The sequence below is a fragment of the Pseudomonas sp. ML2-2023-3 genome (assembly GCF_037055275.1).
GTDB lineage: Bacteria > Pseudomonadota > Gammaproteobacteria > Pseudomonadales > Pseudomonadaceae > Aquipseudomonas.
In genome coordinates, this window is record NZ_CP146343.1 from 2,468,848 (window position 1) to 2,487,007 (window position 18,160).

The window sequence follows — 18,160 nt, forward strand, 5'->3', positions numbered from 1 at the left end:
CAAGGCAGGGTATTTCAAGGGGGTTGACCAGGGCTTTATGCACCTCTGGATAGGCGACAAGGCATCCTCAACGATTGCTGTTGAGCAATGCCATCCATCAATGGGCTGCCGGTTAACGCAAGGGGGCAGAAATCTGCCGTTAACCGGCCAGCACTAAGGCTATAACCCTTTGATCAGCGCTCGCAGACCGAAACGGTTTGGCAGGCAGGCTTCGGCCACAACCCGTGGCAGGGGCAGAGGCTCATTGTTGATCCAGGCCGCCAGTAGTTCACCGGACAGCGGCGCGGTAATCAGCCCTCGGGAACCGTGGCCGCTGTTGATATACAAGCCTGCGAGCCAGGGGCAGGGCGTGTCTGGCACCTGGCGGGCATCCTTGCGCAAAACGGCATAGGCACTTGCAAACTGCTCCGGGTCCGTCAGTGGGCCAACAATCGGCAAATAGTCCGGGCTGGTGCAACGAAAGGCAGCCCAACCCTGCAGGGTATGGGGATCGAGTTGCTCGTCACCGAGTCGATGGGCAAGGTCCGGGGATATTTCCTGTAGCAGGTCGAGGTTGCCCTGATGCCCCTCGGGGGTGGTGGTCAGGTCTTCGTTATGAAAGTCGAAACTGGCACCCAGCGTGTGCTCACCCAGGCGGCCGGGGGCCACATATCCTTCGGCACAGACCACCGTTTTAAGCACGGCGCTGTTCTGGGTTTCAACCAGCTGAGTGATTTGTCCCCGAATGCGCTTGAGCGGCAAGTCGCTGCTGGCCGGGAAACGCTTGACCTCTGCAGCACCGGCAAGAATTACCACCGGTGCTTGAGCCAGTAGTGTGTCGTCCTGACAGGCTTGCCACTGGTCATCGACCTTGTGCAGTTGCAACACCTCATGGTGCGTCAAGACCTGAACATTGGGGTGCAAGGTCTGGTAATGGCAAAGTGCGGGCGGGTGAACCCAGCCTCCCTCGGGATAGAACAGCCCGCCGTGAGCCAGTTCTATTCCGGCCAGCGCTTGTGCCTGGGGCTGATCCACCAGATGCACCAGCTCAGGTGGAAATGCCGCGGCCAGTTGGGCCTGGCGTTGGGCTTCCTTGGCATTGAAGCCCAATTGCAGAACGCCGCAATCATCCCAGTCACGCCCGCGTTGCAGGTGTTCCAGCAGGCGACGGGTGTAGCCGAATCCGCTGACAATCAACTGCGACAGGGTTGTACCGTGCGCCGACAGCTTGAGGTACAGCACGCCCTGTGGATTACCCGATGCTTCCTTGGCCAGCCGCTCATGGCGCTCCAGCAGAACCACCTGCCAACCGCGGCGGGCCAGGCTGTTGGCACTGGCGCAACCCGACAGGCCGCCACCAATGACCAACGCTTTGCGTGGGCCTTGTACCTGAGGCGGGCGGGCAAACCAGGGTTTGACGCCGGGTGTCGCGGTCACGCTGTCAGGCAACCCGACAAAAGTGCCGCGCAGGATTTCCCATTTATGACCGATCCCAGGCGTGCGGCGCATCTTGAAACCCGCTTCGTTCAGCGCCCGGCGCACCCAGCCGGTGCTGGTGAAGGTACTGATGGTGGACTCGGGAGCTGCCAGGCGCGCCAGTTGCGCGAACAGTTCGGGTGTCCACATCTCGGGGTTTTTTGCCGGAGCGAAGCCATCGAGAAACCAGGCGTCGACTTGCGCGTCCAGTTGCGGCAGTTGTTCCAGCACGTCACCGATCAATAACGTGAGGGTTACCCGGCCATTGTCCAGGCTCAGGGTCTGGAATCCCGGGTGAATCGCAAAGTAGGCCGCCAGCAACTGATCGCTGAATGGCGTCAGTTCGGGCCACAGGGCGAGGGCCCGCTGCAGGTCCTGGCGGGTGAGCGGGTACTTCTCGACACTGATGAAGTGCAGGCGGGCGTCGGGCCGTGCCGTTTGTTCAAACAACTGCCAGGCGCACAGAAAATTCAGGCCGGTGCCGAAACCGGTCTCGCCAATCACCAGCTGGGCATTGGCGGGCAAAGCCGCGAAACGCTCTGCGAGTGCGTTCTGCTCGATAAAGACATAACGGGTTTCTTCCAGGCCGGACTTGTCCGAAAAGTACACGTCATCAAACACCCGCGAATGGGGGCGACCTTGGTCATCCCAGTCAATCTGGGCATTGGGCATTTCAGTAGTCATGTGCGGCTCGGCAGCGGTAAGACGGCCATTCTAGCGGATCAGCAGCGGTGCGACTGATCCATGACAGTTTTGTGAGTGTTGTTCCTACACGTTTAGACGCAATCCGCTAGGCTTGTGAAATCTTGCCAGGGAGCTTTCTATGTTCGAATCCGCTGAAATCGGTCATGCCATCGATAAAGAAACCTACGACAGGGAAGTTCCCGCCTTACGCGAAGCGTTGCTTGAAGCTCAATACGATCTCCACCAGCAGAAGCGCTCGGCTGTCATCGTGTTGATCAATGGTATTGAAGGCGCCGGCAAAGGCGAGACGGTCAAGCTGTTGAGTGAGTGGATGGATCCGCGGCTGATTGAAGTGCGAACCTTTGATCAGCAAACCGATGAAGAGTTGGCGCACCCGCCCGCCTGGCGCTACTGGCGCCAGTTACCGGCCAAAGGTCGCATGGGGGTGTTCTTCGGTAACTGGTACAGCCAGATGCTGCAGGGCCGGGTTCATGGTCGTTTCAAGGATGCCGTGCTCGATCAGGCCATCAATGGCGCGGAACGTCTGGAAAAAATGCTGTGTAACGAAGGGGCGGTGATTTTCAAGTTCTGGTTCCATTTGTCCAAGAAACAGATGAAAGCCCGTCTCAAGGCACTCAAGGATGACCCGTTGCATAGCTGGCGTATCAGTCCACTGGATTGGCAACAGTCAGAAACCTACGATCGCTTCGTACGGTTTGGCGAGCGTGTGATTCGTCGAACCAGCCGTGACTACGCGCCCTGGAACATCGTTGAGGGTGTCGATCCGTATTACCGCAGCCTGACAGTGGGCAAGATTCTGCTTGAGGGTCTGCAAGCCGCGCTGAATGAACCCAAAACAAAAGTGCGCGCCACCCATGTCGCGCCGTTGACTGAAACCCAGGACGGTTTGAGCCTGCTCGACTGCCTGGATATGACCCAGCATCTGGAAAAAGACGATTATCAGGAACAGCTGATCACCGAGCAGGCGCGCCTGTCGGGATTGATGCGCGACAAGCGGATGCGTCGTCATGCGCTGGTATCGGTGTTTGAAGGCAACGATGCGGCAGGCAAGGGCGGATCGATCAAGCGCGTGGCGGCGGCGCTTGACCCGCGTCAGTACAATATCGTGCCGATTGCTGCGCCTTCTGAAGATGAGCGCGCACAGCCCTACTTGTGGCGCTTCTGGCGACAGATTCCGGGGCGCGGCAAGTTCACCATCTTTGATCGCTCATGGTATGGGCGGGTACTGGTGGAGCGGGTCGAAGGCTTTTGCACCCCGGCTGACTGGATGCGCGCCTATGGTGAGATCAATGACTTCGAGGAGCAGTTGCGTGCTGCGGGCGTGATTGTCGTCAAGTTCTGGCTGGCGATTGATAAAGATGTCCAGCTTGAGCGTTTTCATGAGCGTGAAGAAATCCCGTTCAAGCGCTTCAAAATCACCGAGGAAGACTGGCGCAACCGCGAGAAGTGGGATGTGTATCGCAAGGCAGTGTGCGACATGGTTGACCGCACCAGCACCGAGATTTCCTCCTGGACACTGGTTGAAGCCAATGACAAGCGCTGGGCGCGGGTCAAAGTGTTGCGCACGATCAACGAGGCGCTGGAAGCCGCATTCGAGAAGAGCGACAAGAAGCGCAAAAAGTAGTCGCTGCCGAAGGCTGCGAAGGGGGGCGAAGCCCCCCGTTTTCTTGATGCCACTGCAAGTCCCTCCCAGCCTTCGGCAGCGGCTACAGGGTGACGTTTCAGTGCTTGCCAGCACCCAGCATGTTTTCCGGGCGTACCCACTGATCGAACTCGGCATCGGTCAGATAGCCCAGCGCCAATGCCGCTTCGCGCAGGGTCAGTCCTTCGGCGTAGGCTTTTTTGGCAATCTCGGCCGACTTGTCGTAGCCAATGTGCGGGTTGAGCGCTGTCACCAGCATCAAGCCGCGCTCCAGATGCTCGGCCATTTTTTCGGCGTCGGCTTCAAGGCCGGTGACGCAGTGTTTTTGGAAGTTGACGCAACCGTCCCCCAGCAACTGAATCGACTGCAGCAGGTTGTGAATGATCACCGGTTTGTAGACGTTCAGCTGCAGGTGCCCCTGGCTTGCAGCAAAGCCGATGGTCACGTCATTGCCCATCACCTGGCAGGCCAGCATCGACAGGGCTTCGCACTGGGTCGGGTTGACCTTGCCCGGCATGATCGAGCTGCCCGGCTCATTGGCTGGCAGCTTGATCTCGGCCAACCCGGCACGCGGGCCAGAACCCAGCAGGCGGAAGTCATTGGCCAGTTTCATCAGGGTAACGGCCAGGGTTTTGAGTGCGCCGGAGAGGGTGGTCAGGGGTTCGTGCCCCGCCAGTGCAGCAAACTTGTTTGGCGCCGTGATAAATGGCAATCCGGACAATGCGGCGATCTCAGCGGCAATCGCTTCGGCAAAGCCGTGTGGCGCGTTGAGTCCGGTCCCTACCGCCGTCCCCCCTTGCGCCAGTTCATACACCGCCAGAATGGCTGAGCGTATGGCTTGCTCGGCGTAATCGAGTTGGGCGATATAGGCTGAAAGCTCCTGGCCAAAGGTAATGGGTGTGGCGTCCATCATGTGGGTGCGGCCGGTTTTAACCAGTTTCATGTGCCGCGCCGACAACTCGGCCAGTCCGCCTGACAGCTCGCTGATCGCGGGCAGCAAATGCTCGTGTACCGCTTTGGCGGTGGCGATATGCATGGCGGTCGGGAAGCAGTCATTGGAGCTTTGTGAACGGTTGACGTGGTCATTGGGGTGGACCGGGGATTTGCCGCCCCGGCCTTTGCCGGCCAGCTCGTTGGCGCGGCCGGCGATCACTTCGTTGGCGTTCATGTTGCTTTGCGTGCCGCTGCCGGTTTGCCAGACGACCAGCGGGAACTGGTCGTCGTGCTCACCGTCGAGTACTTCATCGGCGGCCTGTTCGATCAGGCGGGCGATGTCGGCGGGCAGGTCGCCGTTGCGGTTATTGACCCGGGCAGCGGCTTTCTTGATCAGCACCAGGGCGTGCAACACGGCCAGGGGCATCTTTTCGTTGCCGATGGCGAAATTGATCAGCGATCGTTGAGTCTGAGCGCCCCAATAAGCCTCATCGGCCACACTTACTTCACCCAGGCTGTCGGTTTCGATACGGCTCATCGGCTCTTTCTCCTATAGGTCTGACCAGACAGCTTAGGCGCTGGTTTGCACCGGGGGTTCAATCTGATGTTTTTAATGCTTTTGGTCAGATGATGAGAACGTCTATCAGACTCGGGGTTGAGTGACACACTTTATTAGGCGCAGAATGACCGCCCTTGGGGTTCAACCTCGCTTGCTAGAAAAGGAAACTCGATGACCCGTCTTCGCGCCATCTGTACAGCGGTTGCTCTGGTTTGCGCCAGCGGCCAGGTTTTCGCCGATGCAGCTAGCCACGCTGCCAGTGCTGAAACGTTCCTGAAACTGGCACATGCCGATAAGCTGGGTACCCCGGTGTATATGCAAGTGCAGCAAATGTTCGCTCAGCGTTTCGAGCAAACCAAAGCGCCAGCCTCCAAGAAAGCCCTGCTGGAAACCTACCAGGCCAAAGCCAACACCGCTCTGGACCAGGCCATCGGCTGGAATAAACTCAAGCCGGACATGGTCAAGCTGTACACCACCAACTTCACCGAATCCGAGCTCAAGGACCTGGTAGCGTTCTACCAGTCTCCACTGGGCAAGAAAGTCCTGGAAAAAATGCCGCAGCTGACCCAGCAATCGGCACAAATGACCCAGGCCAAACTGGAAAGCGCAGTGCCGGTCGTCAACAAGCTGTTGGCCGACATGACCGCCGAGCTGGAGCCAGCAGCGGCCCCGGCCAAGAAGAAGTAAGCGGAGCCTGAATGGACATGCAGCAACGTATCGAATCGACGCTCAGCGCGTTGCAACCTGAGCACCTGAGTGTGCTGGATGAAAGCCACATGCACAGTCGCGGGTTGCAGACCCACTTCAAGGCGGTGGTGGTCAGCGAGCAGTTCGCCGGGCTCAACAGCGTCAAGCGTCACCAGAAGGTCTATGCCACCCTGGGTGACCTGATGGGCGAGTTCCATGCGCTGGCCCTGCACACGTACACGCCTGAGGAATGGGCAAAAATCGGCACGGCCCCGGCATCGCCGACCTGTGCTGGCGGTGGGCACTGAGTTGGTGTAATACACCTGCTTTTTGCTAGAATCCGCAGCGCGCCGCTTAGCCGGCGCGTTTTTTTTGCATCCGGTTCACCCTTTGCGAGGGTAGCCACCTGGAGAGAAACACGATGACCGCGCCAATTGTTGTAGCTGCACTGTACAAATTCGTCACCCTTGAAGATTACGTTGAACTGCGTGAACCGCTGCTCAATGCCATGGTCGCCAACGGCATCAAGGGCACCCTGCTGATTGCCGAAGAGGGCATCAACGGCACGGTTTCCGGAACTCGTGAAGGCATTGACGGCCTGATGGCCTGGCTCAAGAACGATCCGCGCATGGTCGATATCGACCACAAAGAATCCTACTGCGATGACCAGCCGTTCTATCGGACCAAGGTCAAGCTCAAGAAAGAGATCGTTACCCTTGGCGTTGAAGGCGTAGACCCGAACAAGAAAGTCGGAACCTATGTCGACCCCGAGAACTGGAATGCGCTGATCAGCGATCCAGAGGTGTTGCTGATTGACACCCGTAACGACTACGAAGTCTCGATCGGTACGTTTGAAGGTGCCATTGACCCGAAGACCACCAGCTTTCGCGAATTTCCTGACTACATCAAAGCCAATTTCGACCCGGCCAAGCACAAAAAAGTCGCGATGTTCTGCACCGGCGGCATTCGTTGTGAAAAAGCGTCGAGCTACATGCTCAGCCAGGGTTTTGACGAGGTTTACCACCTTAAAGGCGGAATCCTGAAGTACCTCGAAGAAGTGCCGCAGGAAGAAACCAAGTGGCAGGGCGACTGCTTCGTATTCGATAACCGCGTCACCGTGCGCCATGACCTGAGTGCCGGCGAGTACGACCAGTGCCATGCCTGCCGCACGCCGATCAGCATCGCGGATCGTGAATCCGAGCACTATCAGCCCGGCATCAGTTGCCCCCATTGCTGGGACACGCTGAGCGAGAAAACCCGTCGCAGCGCAATTGATCGGCAAAAGCAGATCGACCTGGCCAAGGAACGTAACCAGCCGCACCCGATTGGCCACAACTACCGTAAAGCTGCCGAGGCCTGAGATGACAGCGCGCCTGCTCTATGTGATGGACCCTATGTGCTCCTGGTGCTGGGGCTTTTCGCCCATCGCCGAAGCGCTGGTTGAGCAGGCGCAGGCCGCAGGCGTCGAGTTGCACCTGGTGGTGGGTGGATTGCGCACTGGCAGTGGCTCGGCGCTTGAGCCCGCCACGCGACGCTACATCCTTGAGCATTGGCAGGCGGTCACAGAGGCTACCGGGCAAACCTTCAATTTCGACGGTGCCTTGCCGGACGGTTTTGTGTATGACACCGAACCTGCCTGCCGGGCTGTGGTAGCGGCACGCAGTCTTGCGCCCGATTGCGCCTGGCGGCTGGTCAAGCTGATTCAGCAGGCCTTTTATGTGCAAGGGCGCGATGTCACCCAGGCCAGTGTGCTGGTTGAGCTCGCTGAAACGGCAGGGGTGCCGCGTATCGAGTTTGCTGCCGCCTTTGACTCGGCCGAACAACATACGGCCACGGGTGCCGATTTTACCTGGGTACAAGACCTGGGAATTGCCGGTTTTCCGACGTTGCTCGCCGAGCGTAACGGTCAACTGGCCTTGCTGACCAATGGCTATCAGCCACTTGAGCCATTGTCTGACCTGCTTGCCCGTTGGCTTGAACGCGCTACGCGTGTTTGACCCTTCTGCGGTGCAGTCCTCGCCCTCGTCCCCTGTGACGGATCACCTGACCTGGGCTGAAATTCGTCGCCTGGCCTTGCGCCATAAAAAAGCACTGTGGATTGCCAACGGCGTGGCCGTGCTGGCTACGCTGTGCAGCGTCCCCATCCCGTTGTTACTGCCCTTGCTGGTGGACGAAGTGTTGCTGGGCAACGGTGATGCAGCGCTGAAAGTCATGAACCACTGGCTACCGACAGCCTGGCAAAGTGCAGCGGGCTACATTGGCCTCATGCTGGCCATTACTTTGATGCTGCGCTGTGGGGCATTGCTGTTTAACGTCCTGCAGGCCCGTCTGTTTTCGCGCCTGGCCAAGGACATCGTGTTTCGCATTCGCTTGCGCCTGATTGAGCGCTTGAAGCGAATATCCCTGGCTGAGTATGAAAACCTGGGCAGTGGCACGGTGACCGCCCATCTGGTCACCGATCTCGAAACTCTCGACAAGTTTGTCGGCGAAACCTTGAGCCGGTTTTTGGTGGCCATACTCACGCTGGTGGGAACTTCGGCGATTTTGCTATGGATGCACTGGCAACTGGCTCTGCTGATCTTGCTGTTCAACCCGCTGGTGATCTACGCCACGATGCAACTGGGCAAGCGGGTCAAGCACCTGAAAAAACTCGAAAACGACAGTACGGCGCGTTTCACTCAAGCATTGACCGAGACACTGGACGCGATTCAAGAGGTCCGTGCGGGTAACCGTCAGGGCTTTTTCCTCGGTCGTCTGGGGATGCGTGCGCGGGAAGTCCGGGACTTTGCCGTGGCTTCGCAATGGAAGAGCGATGCTTCAAATCGTGCCAGCGGGTTGTTGTTCCAGTTTGGCATCGATATTTTTCGCGCCGCTGCGATGCTCACGGTACTGTTTTCGGATTTGTCCATTGGCCAGATGCTCGCCGTGTTCAGCTACCTGTGGTTCATGATCGGGCCCGTCGAGCAGTTGCTTAACTTGCAATATGCGTTCTACGCCGCCGACGGTGCCGTGACGCGAATCAACCAGTTACTGGCACGCAGCGACGAGCCGCAATACCCAGCAGGTGTTAATCCGTTTCTGGGCCGCCAGACTGTGGGTATCGAGGTGCGCGACCTGAGCTTCAGCTATGGCGATGAAAAAGTGCTGGATCATCTGAACCTGACCATTGCTCCGGGCGAAAAGGTGGCCATCGTGGGCACCAGTGGCGGGGGAAAAAGCACGTTGGTGCAACTGTTGCTCGGGCTGTATACGCCGCAGTCGGGGAGCATCTACTTTGCAGGTGCGAGCCAGCCAGAAATCGGTCTGCAGACCATTCGCGAGCATGTCGCGGTGGTGCTGCAACATCCCTCGTTGTTCAACGATACCGTGCGCGCCAATCTCACAATGGGCCGTGAGCGAACGGATGAGGCGTGCTGGCATGCCCTGGAAATCGCCCAGCTCGACGGCACCATTCGCACGCTCCCCCAAGGGTTGGACAGTATTGTCGGGCGTTCAGGCGTGCGATTGTCGGGTGGTCAGCGCCAGCGTCTGGCCATTGCACGGATGGTGCTGGCCGAACCCAAGGTCGTGATCCTGGATGAGGCGACCAGCGCCCTGGATGCGGCCACCGAATACAACTTGCATCACGCTTTGGGAAAATTCTTGAGCGGGCGTACCACTTTAATCATCGCTCATCGTTTGTCTGCGGTGAAACAGGCAGACAGAGTGCTGGTGTTTGATGGTGGGTGCATTGCTGAAGAAGGCGGTCACCAGCAATTGATTGCAGAGGGAGGGCTTTACGCCAAGCTCTACGGGCATCTTCAACAAACTTGATACAAGCGGTTGTCTTTAAAGGGCAGGGGGCTGCCCAGGTTCGGGTTTTTTGTCGGTTTCGGGCAACACGCACTGCTCAGGTTTTTGAAAATTGGCCTAGGCTGATTTGTAGTGAGATTTTCTCTCTGGTTTTCATCCGACGCCATGAAGCAAGGAAACTCATGAAATCAAAACGCCCCCATGGGACACCACGCTTGCTGGGCATTGTTTGGCCCTTTATTGCCGTCGTGCTTTTCCAGGCGCTATTGGGGTGTGTGAGTCTGTATATGCTCTCTGCAGTGCGCAGTTATGTAGGGGGCGAAAGTTTGTGGTCCAAGGGCCAGAAAGATGCCATCTACTTCCTCCACTTGTATTCCGATACTCAAAATCCGCTTTACTTCAGCAAATATCAGCAGGCTATAAGTGTCCCCCAGGGCGGCCACAAACTGCGGCTTGCGATGGATCAATCTCCCCCTGATGTAGCCTCTGCCCGAGAAGGTATTTTGCAAGGCGGTAACAGTGAGCAAGATGCTTCCAGCATCATTTGGTTCTACCGCTACTTCCGTAACGTCAGTTATATGAAAACGGCCATTGAGAAGTGGACCCTGGGAGATGCTTACCTCATTCAACTCGATGAGCTGGCTCAAGACATGCATCAGGCATTGCTTGGCGGCCCGGTCAGTGAAGTGGACGTCAAGCGCTGGGAAGACAATATCTTTGCCATCAATGAAGGTATTGCACCGGCGGCCAAGGCTTTCAGCGATGCCCTGGGTGAGGGGTCGCGTTTTATCTGGCAGTTGCTGGTCGCCATCAATTTAGCCACAGCCCTGGGGCTGATCCTTCTGGTGCTCAAGCGGACTCATAAAGTACTTGCTCAGAGTCGGGCATTTGCAGAAGCGCTGCAGCTGGAAAAAGAACGGGCACAAATCACGCTTCAGTCCATTGGCGACGGCGTCATAACGACCGACGTGAATGGTGCCATTGCCTACCTGAATCCGGCGGCCGAGCAACTGACCCAATGGAAGTCCGAGCAGGCACAAGGCGTCACCCTCGCGGCGCTGTTCAAGTTGCTCGACGACAATGATCAGGACGACGGCTTCAAGCTGATTGATCGTATTCTCAGCGGCCAGCTGGGTAACAGCCGCGAGCATTCCAGGCAGATTCAGCGAATGGATGGCAGTACCGTCGCGGTTACGCTGGTGGGTGCACCTATCCTCCACGGGGGGGGAGGTGAGCGGTGCGGTGCTGGTGCTGCATGACATGACCCAGGAGCGTCAATACATCGCCAACCTGTCCTGGCAAGCCACCCACGACGGGCTAACCGGTTTGGCCAACCGCCGTGAGTTTGAATACCGTCTGGAGTTGGTGCTGAAGAATCTGGGCCGACAACAAGGCCGGCATGCACTGATGTTTCTCGATCTTGACCAGTTCAAGCTGGTCAATGACACCTGCGGCCACGCGGCAGGTGATGAGCTGTTACGACATATATGTGTGTTGCTGCGAGCCGGGTTGCGCGAAGGCGACACCCTGGCGAGATTGGGAGGGGATGAGTTCGGCATCCTGCTGGAAAACTGCCCGGTCGATATGGCAGAAAAAATAGCGGGAGGTTTGCGCCAGTCGGTGCAAAACCTGCATTTTGCCTGGAAGGGGCGACCGTTCATGAGCACCATCAGCATTGGCCTGGTACACATCCATCAACCCCCCGCGACCCTGGAAGGGTTGATGCGCGCTGCGGACATGGCCTGTTATATGGCCAAGGAGAAGGGCCGCAACCGGGTGCAGGTCTATCACGTGGATGACACCGAGCTTTCGTTGCGTTTTGGTGAAATGGCATGGGTGCAGCGTTTGCATGTGGCGCTGGAAGAAAACCATTTCAGCCTCTATGCACAAGAAATCACGCCCTTGGGGGAGGTGCAGGAAGGCGGCGGGCACATCGAGATTCTGCTGCGGTTGCAGGATGAAAGCGGGCGGATGATTTTTCCTGACAGTTTTATTCCCGCCGCCGAACGTTATGGGTTGATGAGCCTGATCGACCGCTGGGTAGTCGAAAATGTATTCAGGGTCATTTCCGAATGTTCAGCCCAGGCAGACGGACAGCCGATGGCAATGTGTGCCATCAACTTGTCAGGTTCGACCATTGGGGATGACGATTTCCTGGAGTTCCTGCATGAGCAATTTGATTTTTATGGCGTGTCGCCCAAACTGATCTGCTTTGAAATAACCGAAACCAGCGCCATTGCAAACTTGGGCAGTGCCATCCGATTTATTAATGATCTCAAGGCGTTGGGTTGTCATTTTTCGTTGGACGACTTTTGTGCCGGTATGTCGTCATTTGCATACTTGAAACATTTGCCCGTCGACTTTTTGAAAATTGATGGCAGTTTCGTCAAGGACATGCTGGATGATCCAATCAACCGGGCCATGGTTGAAGTTATTAATCATATTGGCCATGTCATGGGTAAACGCACCATTGCAGAGTTTGTTGAAAGCACGCAAATCGAGCAGGCGTTGATTGAAATCGGAGTTGATTATGCGCAGGGCTATATAGTTCAGCGTCCGCAGTTGTTTACCTTTGACAGTTTATTAAAGCGCCCTGTGCGATCCAGATCTTTGACATTGAAGTTGCCGGGAACTTTACGTTGAGGTGTTGTACAGTTTCTGAAGTCTCTTCTCAAAAAGGATTTGGATTGTGATTACTGTATTTAACCGGACAGGGCCTCTCATGGAAGAGGCCAGTTATCCGCAGTGGGCGCAGCAGTTGATTCGCGACTGCAGCGAGAGCAAGCGCCGGGCTGTCGGGCACGAAATATACAAGCGCATGCGTGATAACACCCTGAGTCCACGGGCCATGCGAACGTACCTGATTGGCGGCTGGCCGGTCGTCGAGCAGTTCTCGTTGTATATGGGACGTAACCTTGGGAAAACCCGTTATGGGCGTCATCCCGGTGAGGACATGGCGCGTCGCTGGCTGATCCGCAATATTCGGGTCGAGCTCAACCATGCCGATTACTGGGTGTACTGGGCTCGGGCGCATGGCGTGAGCCTTGAAGAGCTGAACGCGCAGGACCTTCCCGCTGAATTCCAGGCCCTCAACGATTGGTGCTGGCATACCTGTGCAACGGATTCACTGGCCGTGGCCATGGCAGCGACCAATTACGCCATTGAAGGTGCGGTGGGTGAGTGGGCGGCCGTCGTGTGTTCAAAGAATATCTACGAAGAGTCGTTTCCGCTCGAGGGGCGTAAACGCGCGATGAAATGGCTGAAGATGCATGCCCAGTATGATGATGAGCATCCTTGGGAAGCGCTTGAAATCATATGTACGCTGGCAGGCATGAACCCTGGTCAGGAGTTGATTGACGATCTGCGCAAGGCGATTTGCAAGAGTTACGACTACATGTACCTGTTTTTGCAAAGTTGCTTGCAGCTCGACAATGCGGTTGCTGTGCGTGGACGTCGTGAGTTGGTTGAGAGCTGAATGCCCAGTGCCAGATTTCACGGGTAAAAAAACCGCAGGCTGCATTCACATGCAGGCTGCGGTTTTTGTTTGAGGCGTTGTTACTGCGCGTCGAAAGCCTGACCGTTGATTCCGGTACTGTCCGGGCCCATCAGGTAGAGATAAACTGGCATGATCGCGTGCGGTTCAGGATTGTTTTCAGGGTTTTCGCCCGGATATGCCAGCGCGCGCATGCTGGTGCGGGTCGCGCCAGGGTTGATGCTGTTGGAGCGCACCGGGGCGACGCTCTCGACTTCGTCGGCCAGGGTTTGCATCAAGCCTTCGGTAGCGAACTTCGATACACCATAAGCGCCCCAGTAAGCACGGCCTTTGCGGCCCACGCTGCTGGAGGTGAAGATCACCGAGGCGTCCTGGGAAAGCTTGAGCAGTGGCAGCAGGGTGCTGGTGAGCATGAACATGGCGTTGACGTTGATGTGCATCACGCGCATGAAGTTCTCACCGGACAACTGCTCCAGCGGCGTGCGCGGGCCAATGATCGAAGCGTTGTGCAGCAGCCCGTCAAGATGGCCGAACTCGTTTTCGATCATGGCGGCCAGCTCATCGTATTGATGGGGCTGGGCGGTTTCGAGATTGAACGGGATGACGACCGGTACAGGATGACCCGCGGCTTCGATTTCGTCGTAAACCTGGCTCAGGTTGGCCTCGGTCTTGCCCAGCAGCAGGACGGTTGCGCCGTGAGCGGCATAGGTCTTGGCAGCCGCAGCACCGATGCCACGTCCAGCACCGGTGACCAGAATGACCCGGTCCTGAAGCAGGTTGGGGCGGGCGGAATAATCAAACATATCAAACCTCAACAAAAATCTAGGATCGTCAGCTGGCGCTTGTCAGCAGCTGCACATCGCGTTATCCAGCACTTTGCGCAACTCGCCCGGGTGGTCGACCACCACGTCGGCACCCCAGTGATCGGGATTGTCGTCAGGGTGGATATAACCAAAGCGCACGGCGGCAGTTTTGGTTCCGGCGTCCCGTCCGGACTCGATGTCGCGCAGGTCGTCACCCACAAACAGCACGCTGGCCGGGTCGAGGTCGAGCATTTTGCAGGCCAGGATAAGCGGCTCGGGATCGGGCTTGCTGTGGGTGACATGATCCGGGCAGATCAGCAGGGCCGACCGTTGTGCCAGGCCCAGTCGTTCCATGATCGGCTGCGCAAAACGTACGGGCTTGTTGGTGACGACGCCCCACACCAGGTGCGCTTTTTCGATATCGGCCAGCAACTCTTCCATGCCATCAAACAGCTTGGTATGCACCGCGCAATCGCGCTGGTAGCGCTCAAGGAACTCCAGGCGCAAGTCTTCGAAGCCTGGCGCCTGCGGGTCCATGCCGAAGGTGGCCGCCACCATGGCGCGCGCGCCCCCGGAAATTTCGTCGCGTATCAGCTTGTCTGCGATAGGGGGCAGATCGCGATCAGCCCGCATGGCCTGACAGATCGCGATAAAGTCCGGCGCGGTGTCGAGCAGGGTGCCGTCCATGTCAAAAAGAACTGCTCTTAAACGCATGTGTTACTCCTCGCGAAGGGTCTGGATCATGTAGTTGACGTCAACGTCGGCCGCCAGCTTGTAGTGTTTGGTCAGCGGGTTGTAGGTCAGGCCGATGATGTCCTTGACGCTCAGTCCGGCCTGGCGGCTCCAGGCACCCAGTTCGGAGGGGCGGATGAACTTCTTGAAGTCGTGGGTCCCGCGGGGGATCAGCTTCATGATGTATTCAGCGCCGATGATCGCGAACAGATAGGACTTCGGATTGCGGTTGATGGTCGAGAAAAACACCTGGCCGCCGGGTTTGACCATGCGGTAGCAGGCGCGAATCACGGAGGCCGGGTCAGGTACGTGCTCCAGCATTTCAAGGCAAGTGACCACATCGAACTGCTCGGGCATTTCGATGGCCAGGTCTTCGGCGGTGATCTGGCGGTATTCAACACTCACGCCGGACTCAAGCTGATGCAGTTGCGCAACAGCCAGTGGGGCCTCGCCCATGTCGATACCCATCACGGTTGCACCGCGCTGAGCCATGGACTCGCTGAGAATGCCGCCGCCGCAACCGACGTCGAGGACTTTTTTGCCGGCCAGTTGCACGCGCTCGTCAATCCAGTTGACGCGCAGCGGGTTGATGTCGTGCAGCGGCTTGAACTCGCTTTCACGGTCCCACCAGCGATGGGCTAGCGCTTCGAATTTTGCGATCTCGGCGTGGTCAACGTTGCTCATGGGTAAATCCTCTAAAGCCTAATAATCTGGTAAAGCTCCGGGTGCAGGCCCGAAGGTACTGAATCAATGAGTATGGCCGCTTATGCGCTCACCCCAGGACCTGGCTGTTGCGCTGAGCTGTTGCTCGTCCAGTCGGGTCAGGCGCCGGTCGTCCAGTAGTTGTTTGCCTGCAACCCACAGATGTTTCACACACTCTCGGCCTGTGGCGTAGATCAGCTGTGAGACGGGGTCGTAGACCGGTTGTTGGGCCAGTCCGCTGAGGTCAAATGCAACCATGTCAGCGGCTTTTCCGACTTCTATGGAGCCAGTGTCGTTTTCAATGCCCAGGGCGCGTGCGCCGTTGAGTGTCGCCATGCGCAGTGCGCGGTGCGCGTCAAGTGCGGTGGCCGAGCCTGCGACGGCTTTGGCCAGCAGGGCTGCAGTGCGGGTTTCGCCGAGCAGGTCGAGGTCATTGTTGCTGGCGGCACCGTCGGTGCCGATCGCCACATTGACACCTGCTTGCCACAAGCGCTCCACCGGGCAGAAGCCGCTGGCCAGTTTCAGGTTGGACTCCGGGCAATGAATCACGCTGGAGTTGCTTTCTACCAGCATTGCCAGGTCGTCATCGCTGATCTGGGTCATGTGTACGGCCTGGAAGCGCGGGCCCAGCAAGCCCAGGCGTGCGAGGCGGGCGACGGGGCGCTCGGCATGCTGCTCGACGGCCTGATGCACTTCAAAGGCGGTTTCGTGTACGTGCATGTGAATCGCTACGTCCAGTTCATCGGCGATGACCCGGATTTTTTCCAGGTTTTCGTCGCCGACGGTGTAGGGCGCGTGGGGGCCAAAAGCAATTTTGATCCGCGGGTGGAACTTCAGGTCGGCGAACAGCTCGACGGCCTGGCGCAGGGCCTCGTCTGTGTTGCTGGCGCCGGGGATCGGGAAGTCGAGAATCGGAATGGCGATTTGCGCGCGAATCCCGCTCTTGTGTACGCACTCACTGGCAACTTTCGGGAAAAAGTACATGTCGCTGAAACAGGTGATACCGCCTTTGAGTTGCTCGGCGATCGCAAGGTTGGTGCCGTCGCGCACGAAGTCTTCATCAACCCATTTGGCCTCTGCGGGCCAGATATGCTGTTCCAGCCAGGTCATCAGTGGCAGGTCATCCGCCATGCCGCGGAACAGTGTCATCGCGGCGTGGCCGTGGGCATTGATCAGCCCGGGGCTGAGCAGCATGTCAGGCAGCTCGCGGGTTTCGATGGCCGTGAGCTTAAGGGCCTGCTGGCGCGGACCTATGAAAACAATGCGTCCGTCCCGAATGCCTACGCCATGCTCCTTGAGTACGACACCGGCCGGCTCTACAGGCACCAGCCAGGTGGGTAGCAGCAATAAGTCCAGGGGCAGGGTCGGAGTCGGCATCGAAAACAGTTTCCAGTGCGTGTAAAAGGAGGCGAAGTATACCCGAGCGTCTTATGGGTGGGCTCGCTATAATCGGCGGCTTTGTTACCGGGTGATGGGGAAAGGCATGCGCGATCGACTGTTGGCTGCGGAAAAGGTTAAGGCCATCGATTGGCGGGACGACGCCCTGTATCTGCTGGATCAACGCAGCTTGCCCCTTGAAGAGAACTGGCTGGCCTACACCTGTGTCGAGGGTGTTGCTCAAGCCATTCGCGATATGGTCGTGCGTGGTGCCCCGGTGATTGGTATTGCGGCGGCCTATGGTGTAGTGCTGGCTGCCCGGGCGCGCAAGGCTGAGGGTGGGGACTGGTTGCTGGCGCTGGAGGAAGATTTCACCCTGCTGGCAGGCTCGCGTCCTACGGCGGGCAATCTGTTTTGGGCATTGAATCGCATGCGTGACAGATTGGCCCGCGCCAAAACCCGTAAAGATGTCTTGCAGGTGCTTGAAGCCGAAGCTGTCGCCATTCATGAAAGTGACCGTGATGCCAACCTGACGATGGCGCAGTTGGGAGTCGATGTGATCCGCCGCCACCAGGGCAATGCGCAGGCCGTACTGACCCACTGCAATACCGGTGCGTTGGCCACGGGCGGCTTTGGTACGGCGCTGGGGGTGATCCGGGCTGCCTGGCTGGAGGGCATGATCGAGCAGGTGTACGTCGATGAGACCCGGCCCTGGCTGCAGGGCTCGCGCCTCACGGCGTGGGAACTGGCCAATGAAGGCATCCCGGTGGTGCTCAATGTGGATGCCGCCGCGGCACACATCATGAAAACCAAGGGTTTGACCTGGGTAATCGTGGGGGCTGACCGGATCGCGGCCAATGGTGATGTGGCGAACAAGATCGGCACTTACCAACTGGCGGTCAATGCCATGCACCATGGTGTGCGCTTTATGGTCGTGGCCCCCAGCTCGACGATCGACATGGAACTGGCCACGGGTGATGACATTCCTATTGAGGAGCGTGACGGTAGCGAAGTGCTGGAGGTGGGTGGCCAGCGGGTCGGTGCCGATGTGCAGGCGTTCAATCCGGTCTTTGACGTGACGCCTGCCGACCTGATTGATGTGCTCGTGACCGAGAAGGGCGTGGTTGAGCGTCCGGATGCCGCCAAGTTGGCCCAGTTGATGTGTCGCAAGCGATTGCACTGAAACGCAATTCTGTCGTCGCTGCCGAAGGCGGTAAAGGCGGCTGCGAGGGTTGTTGCAAAGAGAATCGCGGGGGCTCCAGATTAACGGGTTGCTACGC

14 protein-coding genes and 1 pseudogene are annotated in these 18,160 nt (G+C 58.0%); 9 read left to right on the top strand and 6 right to left on the bottom strand.

The genetic code is table 11. The features are described from left to right. Positions 1–159: 159 nt before the first annotated feature. Positions 160–2,139, bottom strand: coding sequence for a bifunctional tRNA (5-methylaminomethyl-2-thiouridine)(34)-methyltransferase MnmD/FAD-dependent 5-carboxymethylaminomethyl-2-thiouridine(34) oxidoreductase MnmC (mnmC, locus tag V6P94_RS11465; protein WP_338649347.1), 1,980 nt, complete (start codon positions 2,137–2,139; stop codon positions 160–162). A 139-nt stretch (positions 2,140–2,278) separates the two neighbouring features. Here mnmC and pap point away from each other — a divergent pair, with 139 nt between their 5' ends. Continuing rightward, on the top strand, positions 2,279–3,784 hold the full coding sequence (gene pap / locus V6P94_RS11470) for a polyphosphate:AMP phosphotransferase (protein WP_133077091.1): 1,506 nt from the start codon (positions 2,279–2,281) through the stop codon (positions 3,782–3,784). Between the two features lie 97 nt (positions 3,785–3,881). Here the strand turns inward: pap and V6P94_RS11475 are convergent, their stop codons facing one another. Next, complete coding sequence (locus V6P94_RS11475; protein ID WP_133077092.1) at positions 3,882–5,273, bottom strand: class II fumarate hydratase; 1,392 nt, start codon at positions 5,271–5,273, stop codon at positions 3,882–3,884. Between the two features lie 192 nt (positions 5,274–5,465). Between V6P94_RS11475 and V6P94_RS11480 the strand changes: the two genes are divergently transcribed. The 7 genes and pseudogenes from V6P94_RS11480 to V6P94_RS11510 all read left to right on the top strand — a co-directional run bounded on the left by V6P94_RS11480 (position 5,466) and on the right by V6P94_RS11510 (position 13,248). Beyond that, the gene (locus tag V6P94_RS11480; protein ID WP_095036428.1) at positions 5,466–5,981 is read left to right on the top strand and encodes a DUF2059 domain-containing protein; all 516 of its coding nucleotides are present in this window, start codon (positions 5,466–5,468) and stop codon (positions 5,979–5,981) included. A gap of 11 nt (positions 5,982–5,992) precedes the next feature. After that, complete coding sequence (locus tag V6P94_RS11485) at positions 5,993–6,289, top strand: BolA family transcriptional regulator (protein ID WP_019826801.1); 297 nt, start codon at positions 5,993–5,995, stop codon at positions 6,287–6,289. Between the two features lie 113 nt (positions 6,290–6,402). Further along, positions 6,403–7,341 (top strand): rhodanese-related sulfurtransferase, encoded by a 939-nt coding sequence (locus tag V6P94_RS11490; RefSeq protein WP_133077093.1) that lies wholly within the window; start codon positions 6,403–6,405, stop codon positions 7,339–7,341. A gap of 1 nt (position 7,342) precedes the next feature. Continuing rightward, the gene (locus tag V6P94_RS11495; RefSeq protein WP_133077094.1) at positions 7,343–7,978 is read left to right on the top strand and encodes a DsbA family protein; all 636 of its coding nucleotides are present in this window, start codon (positions 7,343–7,345) and stop codon (positions 7,976–7,978) included. 34 nt (positions 7,979–8,012) lie between these two features. Further along, a complete protein-coding gene (locus V6P94_RS11500) occupies positions 8,013–9,794 on the top strand; it encodes an ABC transporter ATP-binding protein (protein ID WP_338649436.1) in 1,782 nt (593 codons plus the stop codon). 161 nt (positions 9,795–9,955) lie between these two features. After that, positions 9,956–12,416, top strand: a pseudogene (locus V6P94_RS11505) (EAL domain-containing protein). 46 nt (positions 12,417–12,462) lie between these two features. Beyond that, positions 12,463–13,248, top strand: coding sequence for a TenA family transcriptional regulator (locus V6P94_RS11510; protein ID WP_133077096.1), 786 nt, complete (start codon positions 12,463–12,465; stop codon positions 13,246–13,248). Positions 13,249–13,328: 80 nt separating this feature from the next. Here V6P94_RS11510 and V6P94_RS11515 read toward each other — a convergent pair whose 3' ends face one another. The 4 genes from V6P94_RS11515 to V6P94_RS11530 form a co-directional block, all read right to left on the bottom strand. Then, on the bottom strand, positions 13,329–14,069 hold the full coding sequence (locus V6P94_RS11515; RefSeq protein ID WP_133077097.1) for a YciK family oxidoreductase: 741 nt from the start codon (positions 14,067–14,069) through the stop codon (positions 13,329–13,331). Between the two features lie 42 nt (positions 14,070–14,111). Next, a complete protein-coding gene (mupP, locus tag V6P94_RS11520) occupies positions 14,112–14,783 on the bottom strand; it encodes an N-acetylmuramic acid 6-phosphate phosphatase MupP (protein ID WP_326398250.1) in 672 nt (223 codons plus the stop codon). Positions 14,784–14,786: 3 nt separating this feature from the next. Further along, on the bottom strand, positions 14,787–15,485 hold the full coding sequence (gene ubiG / locus V6P94_RS11525) for a bifunctional 2-polyprenyl-6-hydroxyphenol methylase/3-demethylubiquinol 3-O-methyltransferase UbiG (protein ID WP_133077099.1): 699 nt from the start codon (positions 15,483–15,485) through the stop codon (positions 14,787–14,789). A gap of 63 nt (positions 15,486–15,548) precedes the next feature. Further along, positions 15,549–16,880 carry a TRZ/ATZ family hydrolase gene (locus tag V6P94_RS11530; RefSeq protein ID WP_133077100.1) on the bottom strand — a complete coding sequence of 444 codons (1,332 nt, stop codon included), beginning with the start codon at positions 16,878–16,880 and terminating at the stop codon, positions 15,549–15,551. 106 nt (positions 16,881–16,986) lie between these two features. Between V6P94_RS11530 and mtnA the strand changes: the two genes are divergently transcribed. Continuing rightward, a complete protein-coding gene (mtnA, locus tag V6P94_RS11535) occupies positions 16,987–18,063 on the top strand; it encodes an S-methyl-5-thioribose-1-phosphate isomerase (protein ID WP_133077101.1) in 1,077 nt (358 codons plus the stop codon). The last annotated feature ends 97 nt before the right edge of the window (positions 18,064–18,160 follow it).

Bases quoted from the DNA above. Each gene is read 5' to 3' on its own strand.
- mnmC (WP_338649347.1), bottom strand. From the start codon at position 2,139: ATGACTACTGAAATGCCCAATGCCCAGATTGACTGGGATGACCAAGGT.
- V6P94_RS11480 (WP_095036428.1), top strand. From the start codon at position 5,466: ATGACCCGTCTTCGCGCCATCTGTACAGCGGTTGCTCTGGTTTGCGCC.
- V6P94_RS11490 (WP_133077093.1), top strand. From the start codon at position 6,403: ATGACCGCGCCAATTGTTGTAGCTGCACTGTACAAATTCGTCACCCTT.
- mtnA (WP_133077101.1), top strand. From the start codon at position 16,987: ATGCGCGATCGACTGTTGGCTGCGGAAAAGGTTAAGGCCATCGATTGG.
- V6P94_RS11475 (WP_133077092.1), bottom strand. From the start codon at position 5,273: ATGAGCCGTATCGAAACCGACAGCCTGGGTGAAGTAAGTGTGGCCGAT.
- V6P94_RS11515 (WP_133077097.1), bottom strand. From the start codon at position 14,069: ATGTTTGATTATTCCGCCCGCCCCAACCTGCTTCAGGACCGGGTCATT.
- V6P94_RS11530 (WP_133077100.1), bottom strand. From the start codon at position 16,880: ATGCCGACTCCGACCCTGCCCCTGGACTTATTGCTGCTACCCACCTGG.
- pap (WP_133077091.1), top strand. From the start codon at position 2,279: ATGTTCGAATCCGCTGAAATCGGTCATGCCATCGATAAAGAAACCTAC.
- ubiG (WP_133077099.1), bottom strand. From the start codon at position 15,485: ATGAGCAACGTTGACCACGCCGAGATCGCAAAATTCGAAGCGCTAGCC.
- V6P94_RS11485 (WP_019826801.1), top strand. From the start codon at position 5,993: ATGGACATGCAGCAACGTATCGAATCGACGCTCAGCGCGTTGCAACCT.
- mupP (WP_326398250.1), bottom strand. From the start codon at position 14,783: ATGCGTTTAAGAGCAGTTCTTTTTGACATGGACGGCACCCTGCTCGAC.
- V6P94_RS11495 (WP_133077094.1), top strand. From the start codon at position 7,343: ATGACAGCGCGCCTGCTCTATGTGATGGACCCTATGTGCTCCTGGTGC.